Source organism: Pseudomonas sp. SAS7 (assembly GCF_052112345.1).
GTDB lineage: Bacteria > Pseudomonadota > Gammaproteobacteria > Pseudomonadales > Pseudomonadaceae > Aquipseudomonas > Aquipseudomonas putida_Q.
Window position 1 is genome coordinate 1 of the sequence record NZ_JBEGGO010000006.1, and the last position, 14,744, is coordinate 14,744.

Below are 14,744 nucleotides of genomic sequence, written 5' to 3' on the forward strand. Positions count from 1 at the left end.
TACCGCGTATGGGCATTACCACGTCAGGCAGATCTTGCCGAAATGCCGGTTGCTTTCCTGGTAGCGGAACGCCTCGACGATCTGCTCCAGTTCAAAATGCTTGTCCACCACCGGCCGCAGGCCGTTGGCATCGATCGCCCGCACCATCGCCTGCTGCTGGGCGCGGCAGCCCACCAGCACACCTTGCAGGCGAATCTGCCGCACCAGCGCCTGCACCAGCGGCAGCTGCCCGGCCACGCCGGTAAGGATGCCGATAAGCGACACATGCCCACCGATGCGCGCGGCAATCATCGACTGCTCCAGCGTCGCCGGGCCGCCCACTTCGATCACATGGTCGACGCCGCGGTTGCCGGTGAGCTCGCGCACCTTCTCACCCCAGGCTGGGGTGCTCTTGTAGTTGATCAGGTGATCGGCGCCCAACGCTTTCAGACGCTCCAGCTTGGCGTCGCTGGACGACGTGGCGATCACGGTGGCGCCAGCCAGCTTGGCGAACTGCAGGGCGAAGATCGACACACCACCGGTGCCTTGCACCAATACCGTGTCGCCAGGCTTGAGGTGGTCGTCGCTCATCAGCGCACGCCAGGCGGTGAGGCCGGCCGTGGTCAGGGTAGCGGCTTCGGCATGGCTGAAGCCTTTGGGCGCCATGGTGAATGCGCTAGCGCGGGCGGTCACCTGTTCGCGGGCATAGCCATCAATACCGTCGCCCGGCACCCTGGCGAAGCCCTCGACATTGGCCTGGCCGTCGAGCCAGTCGGGGAAGAAGGTGCTGACCACATTGTCGCCGACCTGAAACTCGCTGACACCTTCGCCTACCGCAACCACTTCGCCAGCGCCATCAGCCATGGGGATACGCCGCTCGCTCGGGCCCCACATGCCGCTGACCACGGCGAAGTCGTGGTAGTTGAGGGAGCTGGCGTGCAGGCGCACGGTGATTTCGCCGGCCTTGGGGGCCTGGGCCTCGCTGGTGCCGACCTCGACCTTGTCGTAGCCGCCGCCGGGTTGTACGTAGATGGCCTTGCTGGTCATGGGTGGGTCTCCGTATCAGAGGAAAGAATGGGGTTCAGCATAGACAGGTCCGGCCCTACCGGTTTCAAAGGCTACGCGAACCCCTGTAGGAGCGGCCTTGTGTCGCGAAAGGGCTGCGCAGCGGCCCCGGCATTCTCGTGGTGAGGCTGAAATCCTGGGGCCGCTGCGCAGCCCTTTCCGACCGGTCCGGCGCCCCGGCAAGGCCGCTCCTACAAGAGCCTGCGCGTGCCGGCCAAGATGGGCTCAGCCCAGCATCACCTTCAGCGCTCGGCAATCGGCCGCATGCCAATCCACCAGCTCCGGCCATGGGTTATCTGGCAGGTTCACCAGCACCGTGCGTGCGCCTGCAGCACGCCCACAGTCCAGGTCAAAACGGTAATCCCCCACCATCACCAGCTCGCCCGGCGCCACGCCCCAGGCACTGGCAATCTTCAGCAGCCCATCCGGGCTTGGCTTGGGCGCCGCTTCGTCACGCCCAAGAATGTGCTCCTCGGGGAAGCAGTCTGCCAGGCCGATGGCCTCCAGCGTCACATGCGCCAGCTCGCGGGCATTGCGGGTCAGAATACCCAACCGACACCCGCGCCCGGCCAACTCGCGCACCAGCTCCACCGCGCCGGTGGCCGCCGTGGAGGCAACCGCCAGGTCACGTTCGTGCTCCAGCAACCAGGCATGCTTGGCCGCTGCCACGTCTGCCGGCAAGGCCGCCAGGTGGGTGAGGATGTCGTGCTCGGCGGGGATGTCCAACGCCACGCGAATGGCGTCGAAATCATGCACGGCCACGGTCAGGGTGCCGTCCATGTCGAACACCCAGTTACGCACCTCGCCCAGGCTCATGCCCAGTCCTTGCGATGGCGAATCAGGCCTTCCTGGCTCGACGATGCCACCAGTTGCCCGGCCTGGTTGAAGATGCTGCCGCGGCAGAAACCGCGGGAATTCCCGGCCCAGGGGCTGTCGGTGGCGTAAAGCAGCCACTCGTCGGCGCGCAGGTTGCCATGGAACCACAGCGAATGGTCGAGGCTGGCGATCTGCATGTCGCGCTGCCACACCGACTTGCCATGGGGCAGCAACGCCGTGGTCAGCAGGCCGAAGTCCGAGGCATAGGCCAGCAGGTACTTGTGCAGGGCGGGTACGTCGGGCAGGTTGCCGTCGGCGCGGAACCAGGCGTACTTCACCGGGTCGCCGGGCTTGGGGTTGAACGGGTCGCGCTCGGTAACCGGGCGGATCTCGATCGGCTTGGCGCACAACACCTTGTCGCGAATACGCTCGGGCAACTGGTCGGCCATGGCGCGGGCCAGCTCCACCTCGGTGGGCAGGTTTTCCGGGCCGACCACGTCTGGCATTTGTGCCTGGTGCTCGAAACCTTCCTCGTCGTACTGGAACGACGCGCTGCAGGTGAAGATGGTCTGGCCCTTCTGGATCGCCGTTACCCGACGGGTGCTGAAGCTGCCGCCATCGCGCACGCGGTCCACCGAGTACACCACCGGCAGGCTGGCATCGCCCGGGCGCAGAAAGTAGCCGTGCAACGAATGCACATGGCGAGCGTCCTCGACCGTCTGGCTGGCCGCCGACAAGGACTGGCCCAGCACTTGCCCACCGTACAGCTGACGGAAGCCAAGGTCCTGGCTGCGTCCACGGAACAGGTTCTCCTCGATGGACTCGAGGCTCAACAGGTCGACCAGGTCGTCCAACACATGACTCATTGGGGGTTCTCCGTAGGAACGAGCTTGCTCGCGATGCGCCGCCTTGGCGGCGCTCGATCTCACAGGCGCTGAAGAGTGTTTCGGTAAGCGCCTTCCAGGTGGGCAAATGATACAGGGTTTGTCATTCGCGCCGGGCATGGCCCTGCATTCAGGCGCGCAGGGTGCGCTCCCAGTGCGCGCGGTCGATGCGGTACAGCACGTGCGGGCGCAGCGGGTGGCCCACGGGCAGGCGGGGGTGTTCGAAGCTGCCGTTCAGGTCCTGCTGCATGCCGATGGCTTGCATCACCTTCTGCGACGGCAGGTTGCTCTCGCTAGTGAACGACACCACCTCTTCCAGGCGCAATTGGGCGAAAGCACAACGCAGGCAGGTCCACGCCGCCTCGCTGGCAAAGCCCAGGCCCCAGTGGCGGCGTGCCAGGCGCCAGCCGATTTCCACTGCCGGGGCAAAAGGCGCGTCGAAGTTGACGTTGAGCAACCCGGTCATACCGATGAACGCGCCGCTGTCCTTGCGCTCCAGCGCCCACAGGCCAAAGCCGTACTCATTGAAATGCCCGCGCACACGGCCGATCAACGCAGCCGCCTCAACCCGCGTCAGCGGCGCCGGAAAGTAGCGCATCACCTGGGGGTCGGCACACAGCGCGGCGAACTCGCGCAAATCATCGTCATGCCATTGGCGCAGCACCAGCCGTGCGCTTTCCAGTTGGAGAATGGGGGTCATGGGGCCTGCTCCGGTTTACCGCCTTGCAGTTTACAGCGTAGGCGCGGGCGCGGGTTTCACCCAACCGGCAGCAGCCGAATGCAATTTTCACACGCCCTTCACCGGCCCCCGACAGGCCGCTTGGCAGGATGCCGCCATCCACCTCCGCGCCAGCCGCGGCACTGTCAACGGAGCAACCCATGCTATCGAGCAACACCCTGGGGCACCCTGCCATTCACGCCCGGCGCAAGCGACGCCTGTCACGCAAGGCCCTCGGTGCCGCCCTTGGCCTGTGCATGGTCGTGGCGGCGTTGACCACCTGGCTGGCGACGAGGACGCATATCGTGGACCTTGGTAACGAGCAACAACTGAGTGACAGCGGCCTGTTGCAGGACTGGGCCGACGGGGCTGTGATCGTGATGATCCGCCACGCAGAACGCTGCGACAGCGCCCCCGGGCCCTGCCTGGACGACCCCACCGGCATCACCGTGGCCGGCAGCCAGGCCGCTGGCCGCGTTGGCCAGGGGCTGCACCAACTGGGCCTGAACAACGCCGACATGCTCAGCAGCCCGAAACTGCGCACCCGGCAAACCGCACATTTCATCCTCGGCCAGGCGGTGGCCAGCGAGGATTGGCTGGAAGGCTGTGATAACCAGTTTGCCAGTGAAGCACTGTCACGCAAGCGCCCCAGCCACAACCTGGTGCTGGTGACCCACAACGGCTGCATCGACCATTTCGCCCGCCAGCAGAACGTTACCGGTGGCGAGCGCCAGAGTGGCTATGCCAGCGCCCTGTTCGTGTCGGTGGATGGCAATGGCAAAGCACGCATCCTCGGGCGACTGAACGAACCTGACTGGCAACGGGTATTGGCCAGCACCGCCAAGTGATGCAGGCAATCACAACTCCCTTGTAGGAGCAGCCTTGTGCTGCGAAGAGGCCATTACTGCCACAGAAACCTGTTTGTCATACCGGCCCTTTCGCAGCACAAGGCTGCTCCTACAGGCGATTGGGCAGCAAAGCGGCCCCGGCCATGGCAAGATCAGCACTGGCCCTGATTGCGACCCCACCCATGCCGTTGCCGCTGATCTACCACGAAGACTACAGCCCGGAGTTCCCCGCCGAACACCGCTTCCCGATGGACAAGTTCCGCCTGCTGCATGACCACCTGGTGGACAGCGGGCTGACCACCGACCAGGCATTGCTGCGCCCGGACATCTGCCCCAACGACATCCTCGCCCTGGCCCACGACCGTGGCTACATCGAGCGTTACATGAACGGCGACCTGTCCCGCGAGGACCAGCGTCGCCTTGGCCTGCCCTGGAGCGAAGCCCTGGCCCGGCGCACGGTGCGGGCAGTGGGTGGCTCGCTGCTGACCGCAGAGATGGCGCTGCAACATGGCATCGCCTGCCACCTCGCCGGTGGCACCCACCATGCCCATTACGACCACCCCGCCGGCTTCTGCATCTTCAACGACCTGGCCGTGATCAGCCGCTACCTGCTGGAGGCTGGCCGGGTACACCGGGTATTGATCTTCGACTGCGATGTGCACCAGGGCGACGGCACCGCGCGCATCCTGCACGACACCCCAGAGGCCATCACCGTGTCGTTGCATTGCGAACAGAACTTCCCGGCCCGCAAGGCGCAGAGCGACTGGGACATTCCCCTGCCCCGTGGCATGGGCGATGCGGCCTACCTGAAGGTGGTGGACGACACCCTCAACTACCTGTTGCCGCTCTATCAACCCGACCTGGTGCTGTATGACGCCGGCGTCGACGTGCACAAGGACGACGCCCTGGGCTACTTGCAACTGACCGACGCCGGCCTGGCCGCCCGTGACGAAGCGGTGCTGCGCCATTGCCTGGGCCGTGACATCCCGGTGGTTGGCGTAATCGGCGGCGGCTACAGCAAAGACCGCGCGGCGTTGGCCAGGCGCCATGGCATCCTTCACCACAGCGCGGCACGTGTCATGGGTTGTTCACAATGACTGTGGAACCGCTTGTGGATAACCTGCGCGAAAGGCGCTGTAGCCCTTTTCCTGCAAGGCCTGCAGCAGTCTGATCGTTTTTTGATCAGTGCTTCCATGGGCAGCGCTGCGCTAGAATGCGCATCTTTTCCACAGCCTGCTGCCCACCATGCCCGATCTGAACCCCGCCCCCTCTCCCCTCGCCGTCGTTATCGGTGGCGGCCCCGCCGGCCTCATGGCCGCCGAAGCGCTGGCCCAGGCAGGCCTGGCGGTCGAGGTGTTCGACGCCATGCCTTCGGTGGGGCGCAAGTTCCTGCTGGCGGGGGTTGGCGGCATGAACATCACCCACTCCGAGCCATACCCAGCGTTCGTTTCACGCTATGCCGAGCGCCAGGGCGAAGTCGATGCGCTGCTGCGCGGCTTCGACGCCGACGCCTTGCGCCAGTGGATTCACGGCCTGGGCATCGAAACCTTCGTCGGCACCTCGGGGCGGGTGTTCCCCACCGACATGAAAGCCGCCCCCCTGCTGCGCGCCTGGCTCAAGCGGCTGCGCGACTCCAGGGTAGTTATCCACACCCGGCACCGCTGGTTGGGCTGGAATGCCGACGGTACCTTGCGGATTGCTTATCCACAGGGCGAGCGCGCGGTAAAGGCTGCCGTGGTGATACTGGCGCTGGGTGGCGGCAGTTGGGCGCGACTGGGTTCGGATGGCGCCTGGCAGCCATTGCTGGCCGCACGGGCTGTGGATATCTCGCCTTTGCAGCCCAGCAACTGCGGGTTTGAGGTGGAAGGCTGGAGCGCGTTGCTAAAGGACAAGTTCGCCGGCGCACCGCTGAAGAACATTGCCCTCAGCGTCCCCGGCAGCGCGCCGCGCAAGGGCGAGTTCATCCTCACCGCCCAAGGTGTGGAAGGCAGCCTGGTGTATGCCTGGTCGGCACCGGTGCGCGAGGCGATCAACCGCGAAGGCCGAGGCATACTGCTGCTCGACCTGCTGCCGGACAAGCCTGTGGACAAGATTGCCCAGGCACTGGCCAAGCCACGCGGTTCGCGCTCCATGGCCAAGCATCTGCACAGCCAGCTGGGGATTGACGGCGTCAAGGCGGCGCTGCTGCGCGAGCTGACCGATCAGGCGACCTTTGCCGACCCACTGGTGCTGGCCCGGGCGATCAAGGCCTTGCCGATCACATTGGTGCGTACGCGGCCACTGGATGAAGCGATCAGCAGTGCCGGCGGGGTACGCTTCGAGGGGCTGGATGAGGGGTTGATGGTCAAGGGCATGCCGGGGGTGTTCTGTGCCGGCGAGATGCTGGACTGGGAGGCGCCGACCGGGGGGTATCTGCTGACGGCTTGCTTTGCCAGCGGGTTGCGCGCCGGGCGGGCGGCGGCGGATTGGGTTACGCGGGTTTCCTGACAGATTTTTGGGGCCGCTTTGCGGCCCTTTCGCGGCGCAAGGCCGCTCCTACAGGGTGCGCACAATGCCTATGTAGGAGCGGCCTTGCGCCGCGAAAGGGCTGCAAAGCAGCCCCAAAATCTCAAGGCTTACGCTTACGCGGCCCACCATTGAAGCTCGGCACCTTGCGCACTGCCTTCACAGCCGGCTCCGGGTCCCCACTGTCCATCCAGCGCCCCAGCCCGCGCTTGGCGCTGTTCTCTTTCGGCTTTTTGGGTTTCTTCGGCTTCTTGATCACCTGGCCACTGGCGTCGGTCATCGGCACCCGGTGATCAGGGATGAAATCCGGCTCTTCGTGGCGTGGCAGGGTCTGCCGGGTAAGCACTTCGATAGCCCCCAGCAACTGCACTTCATCCGCGCACACCAGCGAAATCGCCTCGCCCTTGTTACCCGCCCGCCCGGTACGCCCGATGCGGTGCACGTAATCCTCGGCGACGATCGGCAGGTCGAAGTTGACCACCAGCGGCAGGTCGTCGATATCCAGGCCACGGGCCGCCACGTCGGTCGCCACCAGCACCTGAATCTCGCGGGCCTTGAAGCTGTCCAGCGCACGCTGGCGGGTGGCCTGCGGGCGGTCACCGTGGATGCCGTCGGCGTTCACGCCTTCGGCCAGCAAGCGCGCCACCAGCTGGTCGACACCGTTACGGGTCTTGGCAAACACCAGCACCTGCGTCCAGCGCTGCTTGCGCAGCAGGTGGCAGAACAGGTCTTCCTTGCGCTTCTTGTCCACAGGCACCAGCCACTGCTTGACGCTGGTCGCGGTGGCGTTGCGCGGGCTCACTTCGATACTGAGCGGGTCGTTCAGGGCCAGCCCGGCCAGCACGCGAATCTGGTCAGAGAACGTGGCAGAAAACAACAGCGTCTGGCGCTTGCGGGGCAGCGCGGCGTACACCGATTGCAGCTCTTCGGCAAAGCCCAGGTCGAGCATGCGGTCGGCTTCGTCCAGCACCAGGGTCTGCACCTGGTTGAACTTGACCGCGTTCTGCCGGAACAGGTCGAGCAAGCGGCCCGGGGTGGCCACCAACAGGTCGACGCCACGGCGCAGGCGCATCATCTGCGGGTTGATGCTGACGCCGCCGTACACCGCGTAAGTGCTCAGCGGCAGGTTCTCGGCGTACTCGCGCACGTTGTTGTGCACTTGCTCGGCCAGCTCGCGCGTTGGCACCAGCACCAGCGCGCGGATCGAGTTGCTGGCCACCTTCTCGCCCTCCAGCGCCAGGCGCTGCAGCACGGGCAGGGCAAAGCCTGCGGTCTTGCCGGTGCCGGTCTGGGCTGCGGCCATCAGGTCGCGGCCGGCCAGCACGGCGGGGATGGCCTTGGCCTGCACCGGGGTCGGGGTGGTGTAGTCCAGCTGCTGCAGGGTGCGCAGCAGCGGTTCGATCAGGCCGAGTTTGGCGAAATTCATGGCAATACCGTCAGGGGGTTCAGCGAAGGCGGCAAGTTTACCGCATCACCCCAGCCTACTTGCAGATTTCGCCTTCCAGCGGCTGCGCAGGCGCAGGTGCCTTGCGCCACTGTGGCAGGCCGATCAGCACCACCGCACCGATGATCACCGCCATGGCCACGCACTCCTCGGCGCCGATCTGTTCGCCGGCAAAGACGATGCCCAACAACACGGCAACCGCCGGGTTGACGTAGGCATAGCTGGTGGCCGCCGCTGGGCGTACGTTTTTGAGCAGGTACATGTAGGCGCTGAACGCCAGGATCGAGCCAAAGAACACCAGGTAGGCCAACGCACCCCAGCCGGCCGCGGTCGGCATCTGCGTCATACGCTCGCCAGACAGCACGCTGCCCAGCAACAGCGCCGCGCCACCCACCAGCATTTCCGCCGCGCTGGCCATCGGCCCCTGGGGCAAGGGCAAGGTCTTGCTCCACACCGAGCCGAACGCCCACGACGCCGCCGCGAAAACAATCAGGGCCGCACCCATCGGGCTTGCCTGCAAGTTGGAACCCAGGTTCAGCAGGCCGATACCCACCAGCCCCAGGGCTATCCCCGCCCATTCCAGCCGCGAGTTGCGGTGGCCGAACAACAGGCCGAACAGCAAGGTGAACAAGGGCACTGTCGCCACCGCCAGCGCCGCCACGCCCGATGCCACCCCGGCATGTTCGGCCACGGTCACACCGCCGTTGCCACAGCTGAGCAGCAGAAAGCCGATTGCCCCTGCCGCCCGCCACTGCGCCCAGGTCGGCGCCGGCGCACCGCGCCAGCGCAGAAAACCGTACAGCAGCCCCCCAGCAATCACGAAGCGCACACCAGCCATGAGCATCGGCGGCCAGCTCTCCACCCCAATGCGAATGAACAGGTAGGTAGAGCCCCAGACCAGGTACAAGGCCAGGAATGCACCAATGAGCAACAGCGGGAAGCGACGGGCGGCAGGCATGGGAAAAACTCGAAATCCGTTTACGGGTGATTCAGTTTAACGGCCTGCCTGGGTGGAGTTACGTTACAGAACGGGCTCAAATGAGCGGCACACTTTTGGTGCGCCCGGCTTGGACGGTGGCCTTACCGGAACTTGGCCAGGGTCTCGCGAACCTTCGCGGCAGGCACTTTCTGCAGACGGCAAAGCAGGCCGTGGGACAGATCCTGGATACCGTGGGCCTGACGCAGTTCGCCTACCAGGTGTTGCAGCAGGTTGGCCGCCATCTCGGCATCGGCCATGGCCCGGTGCGCGGTACCAGTATCCGGCAGGCCGGCCCAGCGAGTCAGGGTGCCCAGTTTGTGGTTCGGTGCCATCGGCAGCAGGCGCCGCGACAACAGCAGGGAGCAGGCGAACGACTGGCTGCGGCTACGGCCGATGCGACCCAGTTCGTAGTCCCAGAACTTCTGGTCGAACGCCGCGTTGTGTGCCAGCAACGGGGTGCCCCCGACAAACTCGGCCACTTCGTTCATTACCTTGTCCACCGGTGGTGCGCTGCGCAGCATGGCGGTGGTAATCCCGGTCAGCCCGGCGACAAAGGCAGGTACCGGGACGCCGGCGTTCATCAGGCTCTGGTAGCGCTCGACGATGCGCCCGCCTTCCAGCATCACCACCGCCACTTCGGTGGCGCGGCAGCCGGCGCCAGGGCTGATGCCGGTAGTTTCAAAGTCGATTACAGCAATACGTTCCATCAAAGGGCCTCAATGTTTGAGCAATAGCTTACCCTCGATGGGCACATAACGGGTGGCCGCACGGATCAACGACAATGCGGTAAGCCCAGGCACCCCATACACGACGGCCTCTGTACCGTGGCGCTGGATCACCCGTTCCAGCAACAGGTCGAAGTCACCATCGCCAGAGGCCAGCACCACCTGGTCGACCCGGCTGGCCGCGTCGATCACATCCAGGGTAATACCCACATCCCAGTCCCCTTTGGCCGAGCCATCGCTGCGCTGGATGAAGGGTTTGAGGCGCACATCGAATCCCAGGTTGCGCAATATCTGCTGGAACTGCTGTTGCTTGCTGTCGCCACGGTCGATGGCATAGGCCACCGCTTCGACAATTTCGCCTTCACGGCTGACGTCGGCCCACAACGCGGTGTAGTTGAAATGGCAGCCGTGGGCCTGGCGCACGGTGTAGTAGAGGTTCTGCACATCGGCGAACAGCGCGATCTTTTTCACCTGGGAACCTCATGTCTGGCCTGGAATACCGGGGCCTGCTGCGCAGCCCTTCGCGGGCACGCCCGCTCCCACAGGTGTCGTACAGGTCACCGTGGGAGCGGGCGTGCCCGCGAAGGGGCGCAAAGCGCCCCCAAAATTGCCAGCAGTATGCCAGACCTGTCACACGTACGAATCGTCGTCCGAGAAGAACCCGCCATCGTCGCTGCCGTAATCGGTGTCGGCATAACCGCCCTGGTCACTGCCCCAGCCACCGTTGTCAGCCACTTGCTGCTGCCCGCCCTGGTCGTTCCAGCCACCGCTGTCACTGGCCGGTGCTGGCTCTTCCTTGATTACCTCGACCACTTCCTCGGGCTGCGAGTTGTGGTTGAACAGGCTGCTGATGCCCTGGGCCAGCAACACACCACCGGCCACACCGGCTGCGGTCTGCATGGCCCCACCGAGGAAGCTGCTGGCACCGCCGCGCGCCGGCGCCGCGCCAAAGCCTGGCTGCTGCGGTTGCGGCGCAGAGAAGCCTGGTGCCGAAGGCTCGCGCCAGCCACCACCGGACGGTGCAGGCGGCGCCGAAGGACGCTGAGGTTGCACAGCCGGGGCCGCATTGCGCCCGCCCGAGCCGAAGATGCTGGACAAAAAGCCCCCACCACCGTTGCCTGGCGCGCTGCTAGCAGCCTGGGCGGCCTCAGCCTGGGCGCGGGCCTGCTTCAGCTCGGCTTCCAGCTGCTTGTTCTGCTCGTCGAGGCGCTTGATTGCCGCCTCCTGCACCAAAATCGCCTGGGCCATGTAGTAAGGCGCCGCCGGCTGCTGGCGCAGGTGTTGCTCGATGCACGCCTGGGCCTGCGCGTCACGCGGCTGGCTTGGGTCTTCGGCTTGCCTGATACGGCCGAACAGGCCGTCGATCAGGGTTTGTTCTTCAGTGTTCATGGGGCGACCTCATGGGGTAGCGGGACAACGGACAGCGTCAAAGATGGGGTGTAGCGGCACGGGATTCAATCACGGGCGCCGTGAAACTTTTTTCAGCAAGTGACAGCCCCACGCCCGCTTTGGGCTAAAGTTATGCCCCTGATTTTACTGCCATGCGATGTTGACTGATGAATCCGCTGAGCGTTCTGCGCGACTCCCTGTACTTCTTCCGCCGCCACCTGCCGAGCATTCTCCAGCTGTGCCTGCCGCTGGTGGTGCTGGAAGCCTTGCTTACCCAGCTGCTGTACCGGCAGATGGGCGACCAGGCCTCGCCGGCCTACGGCATGCTGGTCAGCCTGCTGTTCTACCCGCTGTACAGCGCGGCACTGATTCTTTACCTGCACACGCGCAGCAACGGCCAGGACATCGGCAAGCGCGACCTGTTCGCCCGCGCCCTGCAGCTATGGCCGCAACTGGCCCTGCTGATCCTGATCAGCTCGCTGCTGATCATGGCCGGCCTGGCGCTGTTCATCTTCCCGGGCGTGTGGATCATGATCAACCTGGTGTTCGCCGAGTACCTGCTGGTGCTGCGCGGCCTGCCGGTGGTGCAGGCAATGCGCGAAAGCGCACGCATGACCACCGGGCACTTCATGCGCATCATGATTTGCGTGGTGGCCGTGCTGGCACCGATCTGGCTGATCGACGGGCTGCTGCTGATGGCCTTCCCCGAGCCATCGCCCGGCATGGAGCTGGCCATGGACAGCCTCAGCGGCTTCCTGCAGTTGTTCAGCACCGTGGTGCTGTACCGCCTGTTCATGCTGCTGGAGGGCGAAGCCGAGGCGTAATGCCCAGGCCCGCCGTTCGGCCAGGCGGCACCGTAATCAGGTACCCCGAGGCTTGGCCCGCGCCGTAGCTTCGGCCACCAACGGGTCGTCCGGCCAGTAATGCTTGGGGTACCGCCCTTTCAGGTCTTTCTTCACTTCGGCATAGGTCGTGCGCCAGAAGTTGGCCAGGTCCTGGGTCACCTGCACCGGTCGGCGTGCCGGGGACAGCAGGTGCAACTTGACCTGCTGCCGGCCATTGGCGATGCGCGGGGTATCGGCCAGGCCGAACAGTTCTTGCAAGCGCACGGCGAGAATCGGCGGGGTTTCGCTGTAGTCCAGGCGAATGTTCGAACCGGACGGCACGGCCAGATGCGCGGGGGCCTGTTCTTCCAGGCGTTGCGGCAGCGGCCAGGGCAGCAGGTTGCGCAGCAGCGACGGCAGGTCCAGCGCGCTGAAGTGGCTGAGCCGGGACACTTTGCCAAGGTAGGGCTGCAACCAGTCTTCCAGGCTGGCGAGCAGCGCCTCGTCACCCAGGTCGGGCCATTCGCTTTGCCCGTCCCGGTCCAGGTCCAGCTGGCGCAACAGTGCCACCCGCGCCTGCCACTGGCGCAGTTCCGGGGTCCATGTCAGCAGGTTGAGGCCTTTGCGTCGTACCAGGCCGAGCAGCGCTTTGGCGCGCGCTTCGTCAGTCAGACCAGTCAGTGGTTCACGGCTCAGTATCAGCTCACCGACTTTGGTTTGGCGTTCGGCACGCAGCACCTGCTCGCGCTCGTCCCAGTCCAGTAAATCGACACGCTCGACCTGCTCGGCCAGCACATCATCGAGCAGCGCCGGGTCGAATTCTGCCGCAAGGTAGATGCGCTCTTCGCGCTGGCCCTGGCGGCTGCCCAGGTCGGCGATCACCAACCACGGGTGCTTCATCAACGCATCGACCTCGCCGAACAAGGCAGCACGGCCGTTGGCAAGGCGATACTCGGCGCCCCCTGCACGCCGCTGCTGCGCGACCCGGTCGGGATAGGCCAGCGCCAGCAAGGCGCCAAGCCAACGCGGATGGTCGGGGTCGGCGACGACGGCCCCGGCCTTGCCGCGCAACAGCCCACGGTACTGGCGCGCAAGCTGCCGGGCGCGCTGCACGCCACCCTGGCCGCCGCGGCCGGCCTTGCTCTCGCCGCTGACCAGGGCCAGCCGGCTGTGCAGGTCGGCACCGCCGCCACGCTGGATATCCCGCTCACCGAGCAACGCCGCCACATCACAGGCCATGACGGCCAACCCCAGGCCCTGACCCCGCAGCAACAAATGGGCGATACGGGGGTGGGCCGGCAGCTCGGCCATGGCCTGGCCGTGCTCGCTGAGGTTATCGCGGCTGCCCGGTTTGAATGCACCCAGGCGCGCCAGCAGGTCCTGAGCCTGGGTAAACGCTGCGCTGGGCGGTTGGTCGAGCCACCTCAACTGATGGGGGGCGACGCCCCAGCGCGCCAGTTGCAGGGCCAGGCCTGCCAGGTCGGCCTGGAGGATTTCGGCGCTGCCATGGGCAGCCAGTTGGTCATGCTGGGCTTCGGACCACAGCCGGTAGCACACGCCCGGCTCCAGGCGGCCGGCACGACCGGCGCGCTGGGTGGCGCTGGCGCGGGAGATACGCTGGGTGTCCAGCCGAGTCATGCCACTGCCAGGGTCAAAACGCGGCACCCGGGCCAGGCCTGCGTCGATCACGACGCGCACGCCGTCGATGGTCAGGCTGGTTTCGGCAATGTTGGTGGCCAGCACCACCTTGCGCTGGCCCTTGGGCGCCGGGTCGATGGCCGCGCGCTGGGCATTGAGGTCAAGTTCGCCATGCAGCGGGCACAGCAAAATCTCCGGCCGCTCGCCCAGTGCTTCCTGCAGGCTCTGGTGCACCCGGCGGATTTCGGCCTGGCCCGGCAAGAACACCAGCATACTGCCCGTCTGGTCGGCCAGCGCCTGCAGCACGCTGTCCACTACCCGTGGCTCGATGAACTCGCCCGGCTGGAAGGGCCGCCCCCAGCGGATATCCACCGGGTGCATGCGGCCCTCACTGCTGACCACCGGGGCGTCGTCCAGCAGCCGCGACAGGCGCTCGCCTTCCAGGGTTGCCGACATCAGCATGATTTTCAGCGGCGGGTCGTCACGCAGCAACGCGCGGCCGTTGAGGCTCAGCGCCAGGGCCAGGTCGGCATCCAGGCTGCGTTCGTGGAATTCGTCAAAGATCAGCAAGCCCACGCCTTCCAGCGCCGGGTCGGCTTGCAGGCGGCGGGTAAGAATGCCTTCGGTGACCACCTCGATACGAGTTTTCGGGCCGACCTTGCTGTCCAGGCGGATACGGTAACCCACCGTTTCACCCACCTGCTCGCCCAGTTCACTGGCCAGCCGTTCGGCTGCCGCCCGCGCCGCCAGGCGCCGCGGTTCGAGCATGAGGATGGTCTGCCCGGCCAGCCACGGCTCGTTCAGCAGCGCCAGCGGCACGCGGGTGGTCTTGCCGGCGCCGGGTGGCGCTTCGAGCACGGCTTCGTCACGTTTTTCCAGGGCTTGGCGCAAAGCAGGCAAGACTGCATCGATCGGTAATGAAATCATGGT

Annotated in this window: 14 protein-coding genes; 4 read left to right on the forward strand and 10 right to left on the reverse strand. The window is 65.8% G+C overall.

Annotated features, from left to right (window positions below; all coding sequences use genetic code 11):
- Positions 1-15 precede the first annotated feature (15 nt).
- The 4 genes from ABI582_RS11265 to ABI582_RS11280 all read right to left on the reverse strand — a co-directional run bounded on the left by ABI582_RS11265 (position 16) and on the right by ABI582_RS11280 (position 3,444).
- Positions 16-1,026 carry a zinc-dependent alcohol dehydrogenase family protein gene (locus ABI582_RS11265; RefSeq protein ID WP_442119216.1) on the reverse strand — a complete coding sequence of 337 codons (1,011 nt, stop codon included), beginning with the start codon at positions 1,024-1,026 and terminating at the stop codon, positions 16-18.
- 243 nt (positions 1,027-1,269) lie between these two features.
- Positions 1,270-1,860 (reverse strand): HAD family hydrolase, encoded by a 591-nt coding sequence (locus ABI582_RS11270; RefSeq protein WP_132844310.1) that lies wholly within the window; start codon positions 1,858-1,860, stop codon positions 1,270-1,272.
- Positions 1,857-2,726 (reverse strand): acyl-CoA thioesterase II, encoded by an 870-nt coding sequence (gene tesB / locus ABI582_RS11275; RefSeq protein ID WP_028614112.1) that lies wholly within the window; start codon positions 2,724-2,726, stop codon positions 1,857-1,859. Before tesB ends, ABI582_RS11270 begins: the two co-directional genes overlap by 4 nt.
- Before the next feature lie 148 nt (positions 2,727-2,874).
- Positions 2,875-3,444, reverse strand: a complete 570-nt coding sequence (locus ABI582_RS11280) for a GNAT family N-acetyltransferase (protein ID WP_442119217.1) — start codon at positions 3,442-3,444, stop codon at positions 2,875-2,877.
- 179 nt (positions 3,445-3,623) lie between these two features.
- Here ABI582_RS11280 and ABI582_RS11285 point away from each other — a divergent pair, with 179 nt between their 5' ends.
- The 3 genes from ABI582_RS11285 (at position 3,624) to ABI582_RS11295 (ending at position 6,797) form a co-directional block, all read left to right on the forward strand.
- Positions 3,624-4,310, forward strand: coding sequence for a histidine phosphatase family protein (locus ABI582_RS11285; protein WP_442119218.1), 687 nt, complete (start codon positions 3,624-3,626; stop codon positions 4,308-4,310).
- Between the two features lie 182 nt (positions 4,311-4,492).
- The gene (locus ABI582_RS11290; RefSeq protein ID WP_442119338.1) at positions 4,493-5,407 is read left to right on the forward strand and encodes a histone deacetylase family protein; all 915 of its coding nucleotides are present in this window, start codon (positions 4,493-4,495) and stop codon (positions 5,405-5,407) included.
- A 148-nt stretch (positions 5,408-5,555) separates the two neighbouring features.
- Entirely contained in the window at positions 5,556-6,797 is a 1,242-nt protein-coding gene (locus ABI582_RS11295) for a TIGR03862 family flavoprotein (RefSeq protein ID WP_442119219.1), read from the forward strand.
- A 121-nt stretch (positions 6,798-6,918) separates the two neighbouring features.
- On the opposite strand, the gene ABI582_RS11300 is transcribed toward ABI582_RS11295, so the two are convergent.
- The 5 genes from ABI582_RS11300 to ABI582_RS11320 form a co-directional block, all read right to left on the reverse strand.
- Positions 6,919-8,241 (reverse strand): DEAD/DEAH box helicase, encoded by a 1,323-nt coding sequence (locus ABI582_RS11300; RefSeq protein ID WP_132844301.1) that lies wholly within the window; start codon positions 8,239-8,241, stop codon positions 6,919-6,921.
- Between the two features lie 55 nt (positions 8,242-8,296).
- A complete protein-coding gene (gene yedA, locus ABI582_RS11305) occupies positions 8,297-9,217 on the reverse strand; it encodes a drug/metabolite exporter YedA (RefSeq protein WP_442119220.1) in 921 nt (306 codons plus the stop codon).
- Positions 9,218-9,339: 122 nt separating this feature from the next.
- Positions 9,340-9,945, reverse strand: a complete 606-nt coding sequence (locus ABI582_RS11310; RefSeq protein WP_442119221.1) for a 3'-5' exonuclease — start codon at positions 9,943-9,945, stop codon at positions 9,340-9,342.
- Between the two features lie 9 nt (positions 9,946-9,954).
- Positions 9,955-10,434 (reverse strand): NYN domain-containing protein, encoded by a 480-nt coding sequence (locus ABI582_RS11315; RefSeq protein WP_016501691.1) that lies wholly within the window; start codon positions 10,432-10,434, stop codon positions 9,955-9,957.
- 159 nt (positions 10,435-10,593) lie between these two features.
- Positions 10,594-11,352 carry a DUF2076 domain-containing protein gene (locus ABI582_RS11320; protein ID WP_442119222.1) on the reverse strand — a complete coding sequence of 253 codons (759 nt, stop codon included), beginning with the start codon at positions 11,350-11,352 and terminating at the stop codon, positions 10,594-10,596.
- 167 nt (positions 11,353-11,519) lie between these two features.
- Here ABI582_RS11320 and ABI582_RS11325 point away from each other — a divergent pair, with 167 nt between their 5' ends.
- Positions 11,520-12,176: a YciC family protein gene (locus tag ABI582_RS11325; protein ID WP_258654106.1), complete on the forward strand. Its 657-nt coding sequence runs from the start codon at positions 11,520-11,522 to the stop codon at positions 12,174-12,176.
- A 36-nt stretch (positions 12,177-12,212) separates the two neighbouring features.
- On the opposite strand, the gene hrpB is transcribed toward ABI582_RS11325, so the two are convergent.
- On the reverse strand, positions 12,213-14,741 hold the full coding sequence (gene hrpB, locus ABI582_RS11330; protein ID WP_442119223.1) for an ATP-dependent helicase HrpB: 2,529 nt from the start codon (positions 14,739-14,741) through the stop codon (positions 12,213-12,215).
- Between the last annotated feature and the right edge of the window lie 3 nt (positions 14,742-14,744).

What these genes read in the sequence shown, in the direction of transcription:
- ABI582_RS11265 (WP_442119216.1), bottom strand. Translation starts at nt 1,026, where the DNA reads ATGACCAGCAAGGCCATCTACGTACAACCCGGCGGCGGCTACGACAAG.
- ABI582_RS11270 (WP_132844310.1), bottom strand. Translation starts at nt 1,860, where the DNA reads ATGAGCCTGGGCGAGGTGCGTAACTGGGTGTTCGACATGGACGGCACC.
- tesB (WP_028614112.1), bottom strand. Translation starts at nt 2,726, where the DNA reads ATGAGTCATGTGTTGGACGACCTGGTCGACCTGTTGAGCCTCGAGTCC.
- ABI582_RS11280 (WP_442119217.1), bottom strand. Translation starts at nt 3,444, where the DNA reads ATGACCCCCATTCTCCAACTGGAAAGCGCACGGCTGGTGCTGCGCCAA.
- ABI582_RS11285 (WP_442119218.1), top strand. Translation starts at nt 3,624, where the DNA reads ATGCTATCGAGCAACACCCTGGGGCACCCTGCCATTCACGCCCGGCGC.
- ABI582_RS11290 (WP_442119338.1), top strand. Translation starts at nt 4,493, where the DNA reads ATGCCGTTGCCGCTGATCTACCACGAAGACTACAGCCCGGAGTTCCCC.
- ABI582_RS11295 (WP_442119219.1), top strand. Translation starts at nt 5,556, where the DNA reads ATGCCCGATCTGAACCCCGCCCCCTCTCCCCTCGCCGTCGTTATCGGT.
- ABI582_RS11300 (WP_132844301.1), bottom strand. Translation starts at nt 8,241, where the DNA reads ATGAATTTCGCCAAACTCGGCCTGATCGAACCGCTGCTGCGCACCCTG.
- yedA (WP_442119220.1), bottom strand. Translation starts at nt 9,217, where the DNA reads ATGCCTGCCGCCCGTCGCTTCCCGCTGTTGCTCATTGGTGCATTCCTG.
- ABI582_RS11310 (WP_442119221.1), bottom strand. Translation starts at nt 9,945, where the DNA reads ATGGAACGTATTGCTGTAATCGACTTTGAAACTACCGGCATCAGCCCT.
- ABI582_RS11320 (WP_442119222.1), bottom strand. Translation starts at nt 11,352, where the DNA reads ATGAACACTGAAGAACAAACCCTGATCGACGGCCTGTTCGGCCGTATC.
- ABI582_RS11325 (WP_258654106.1), top strand. Translation starts at nt 11,520, where the DNA reads ATGAATCCGCTGAGCGTTCTGCGCGACTCCCTGTACTTCTTCCGCCGC.
- hrpB (WP_442119223.1), bottom strand. Translation starts at nt 14,741, where the DNA reads ATGATTTCATTACCGATCGATGCAGTCTTGCCTGCTTTGCGCCAAGCC.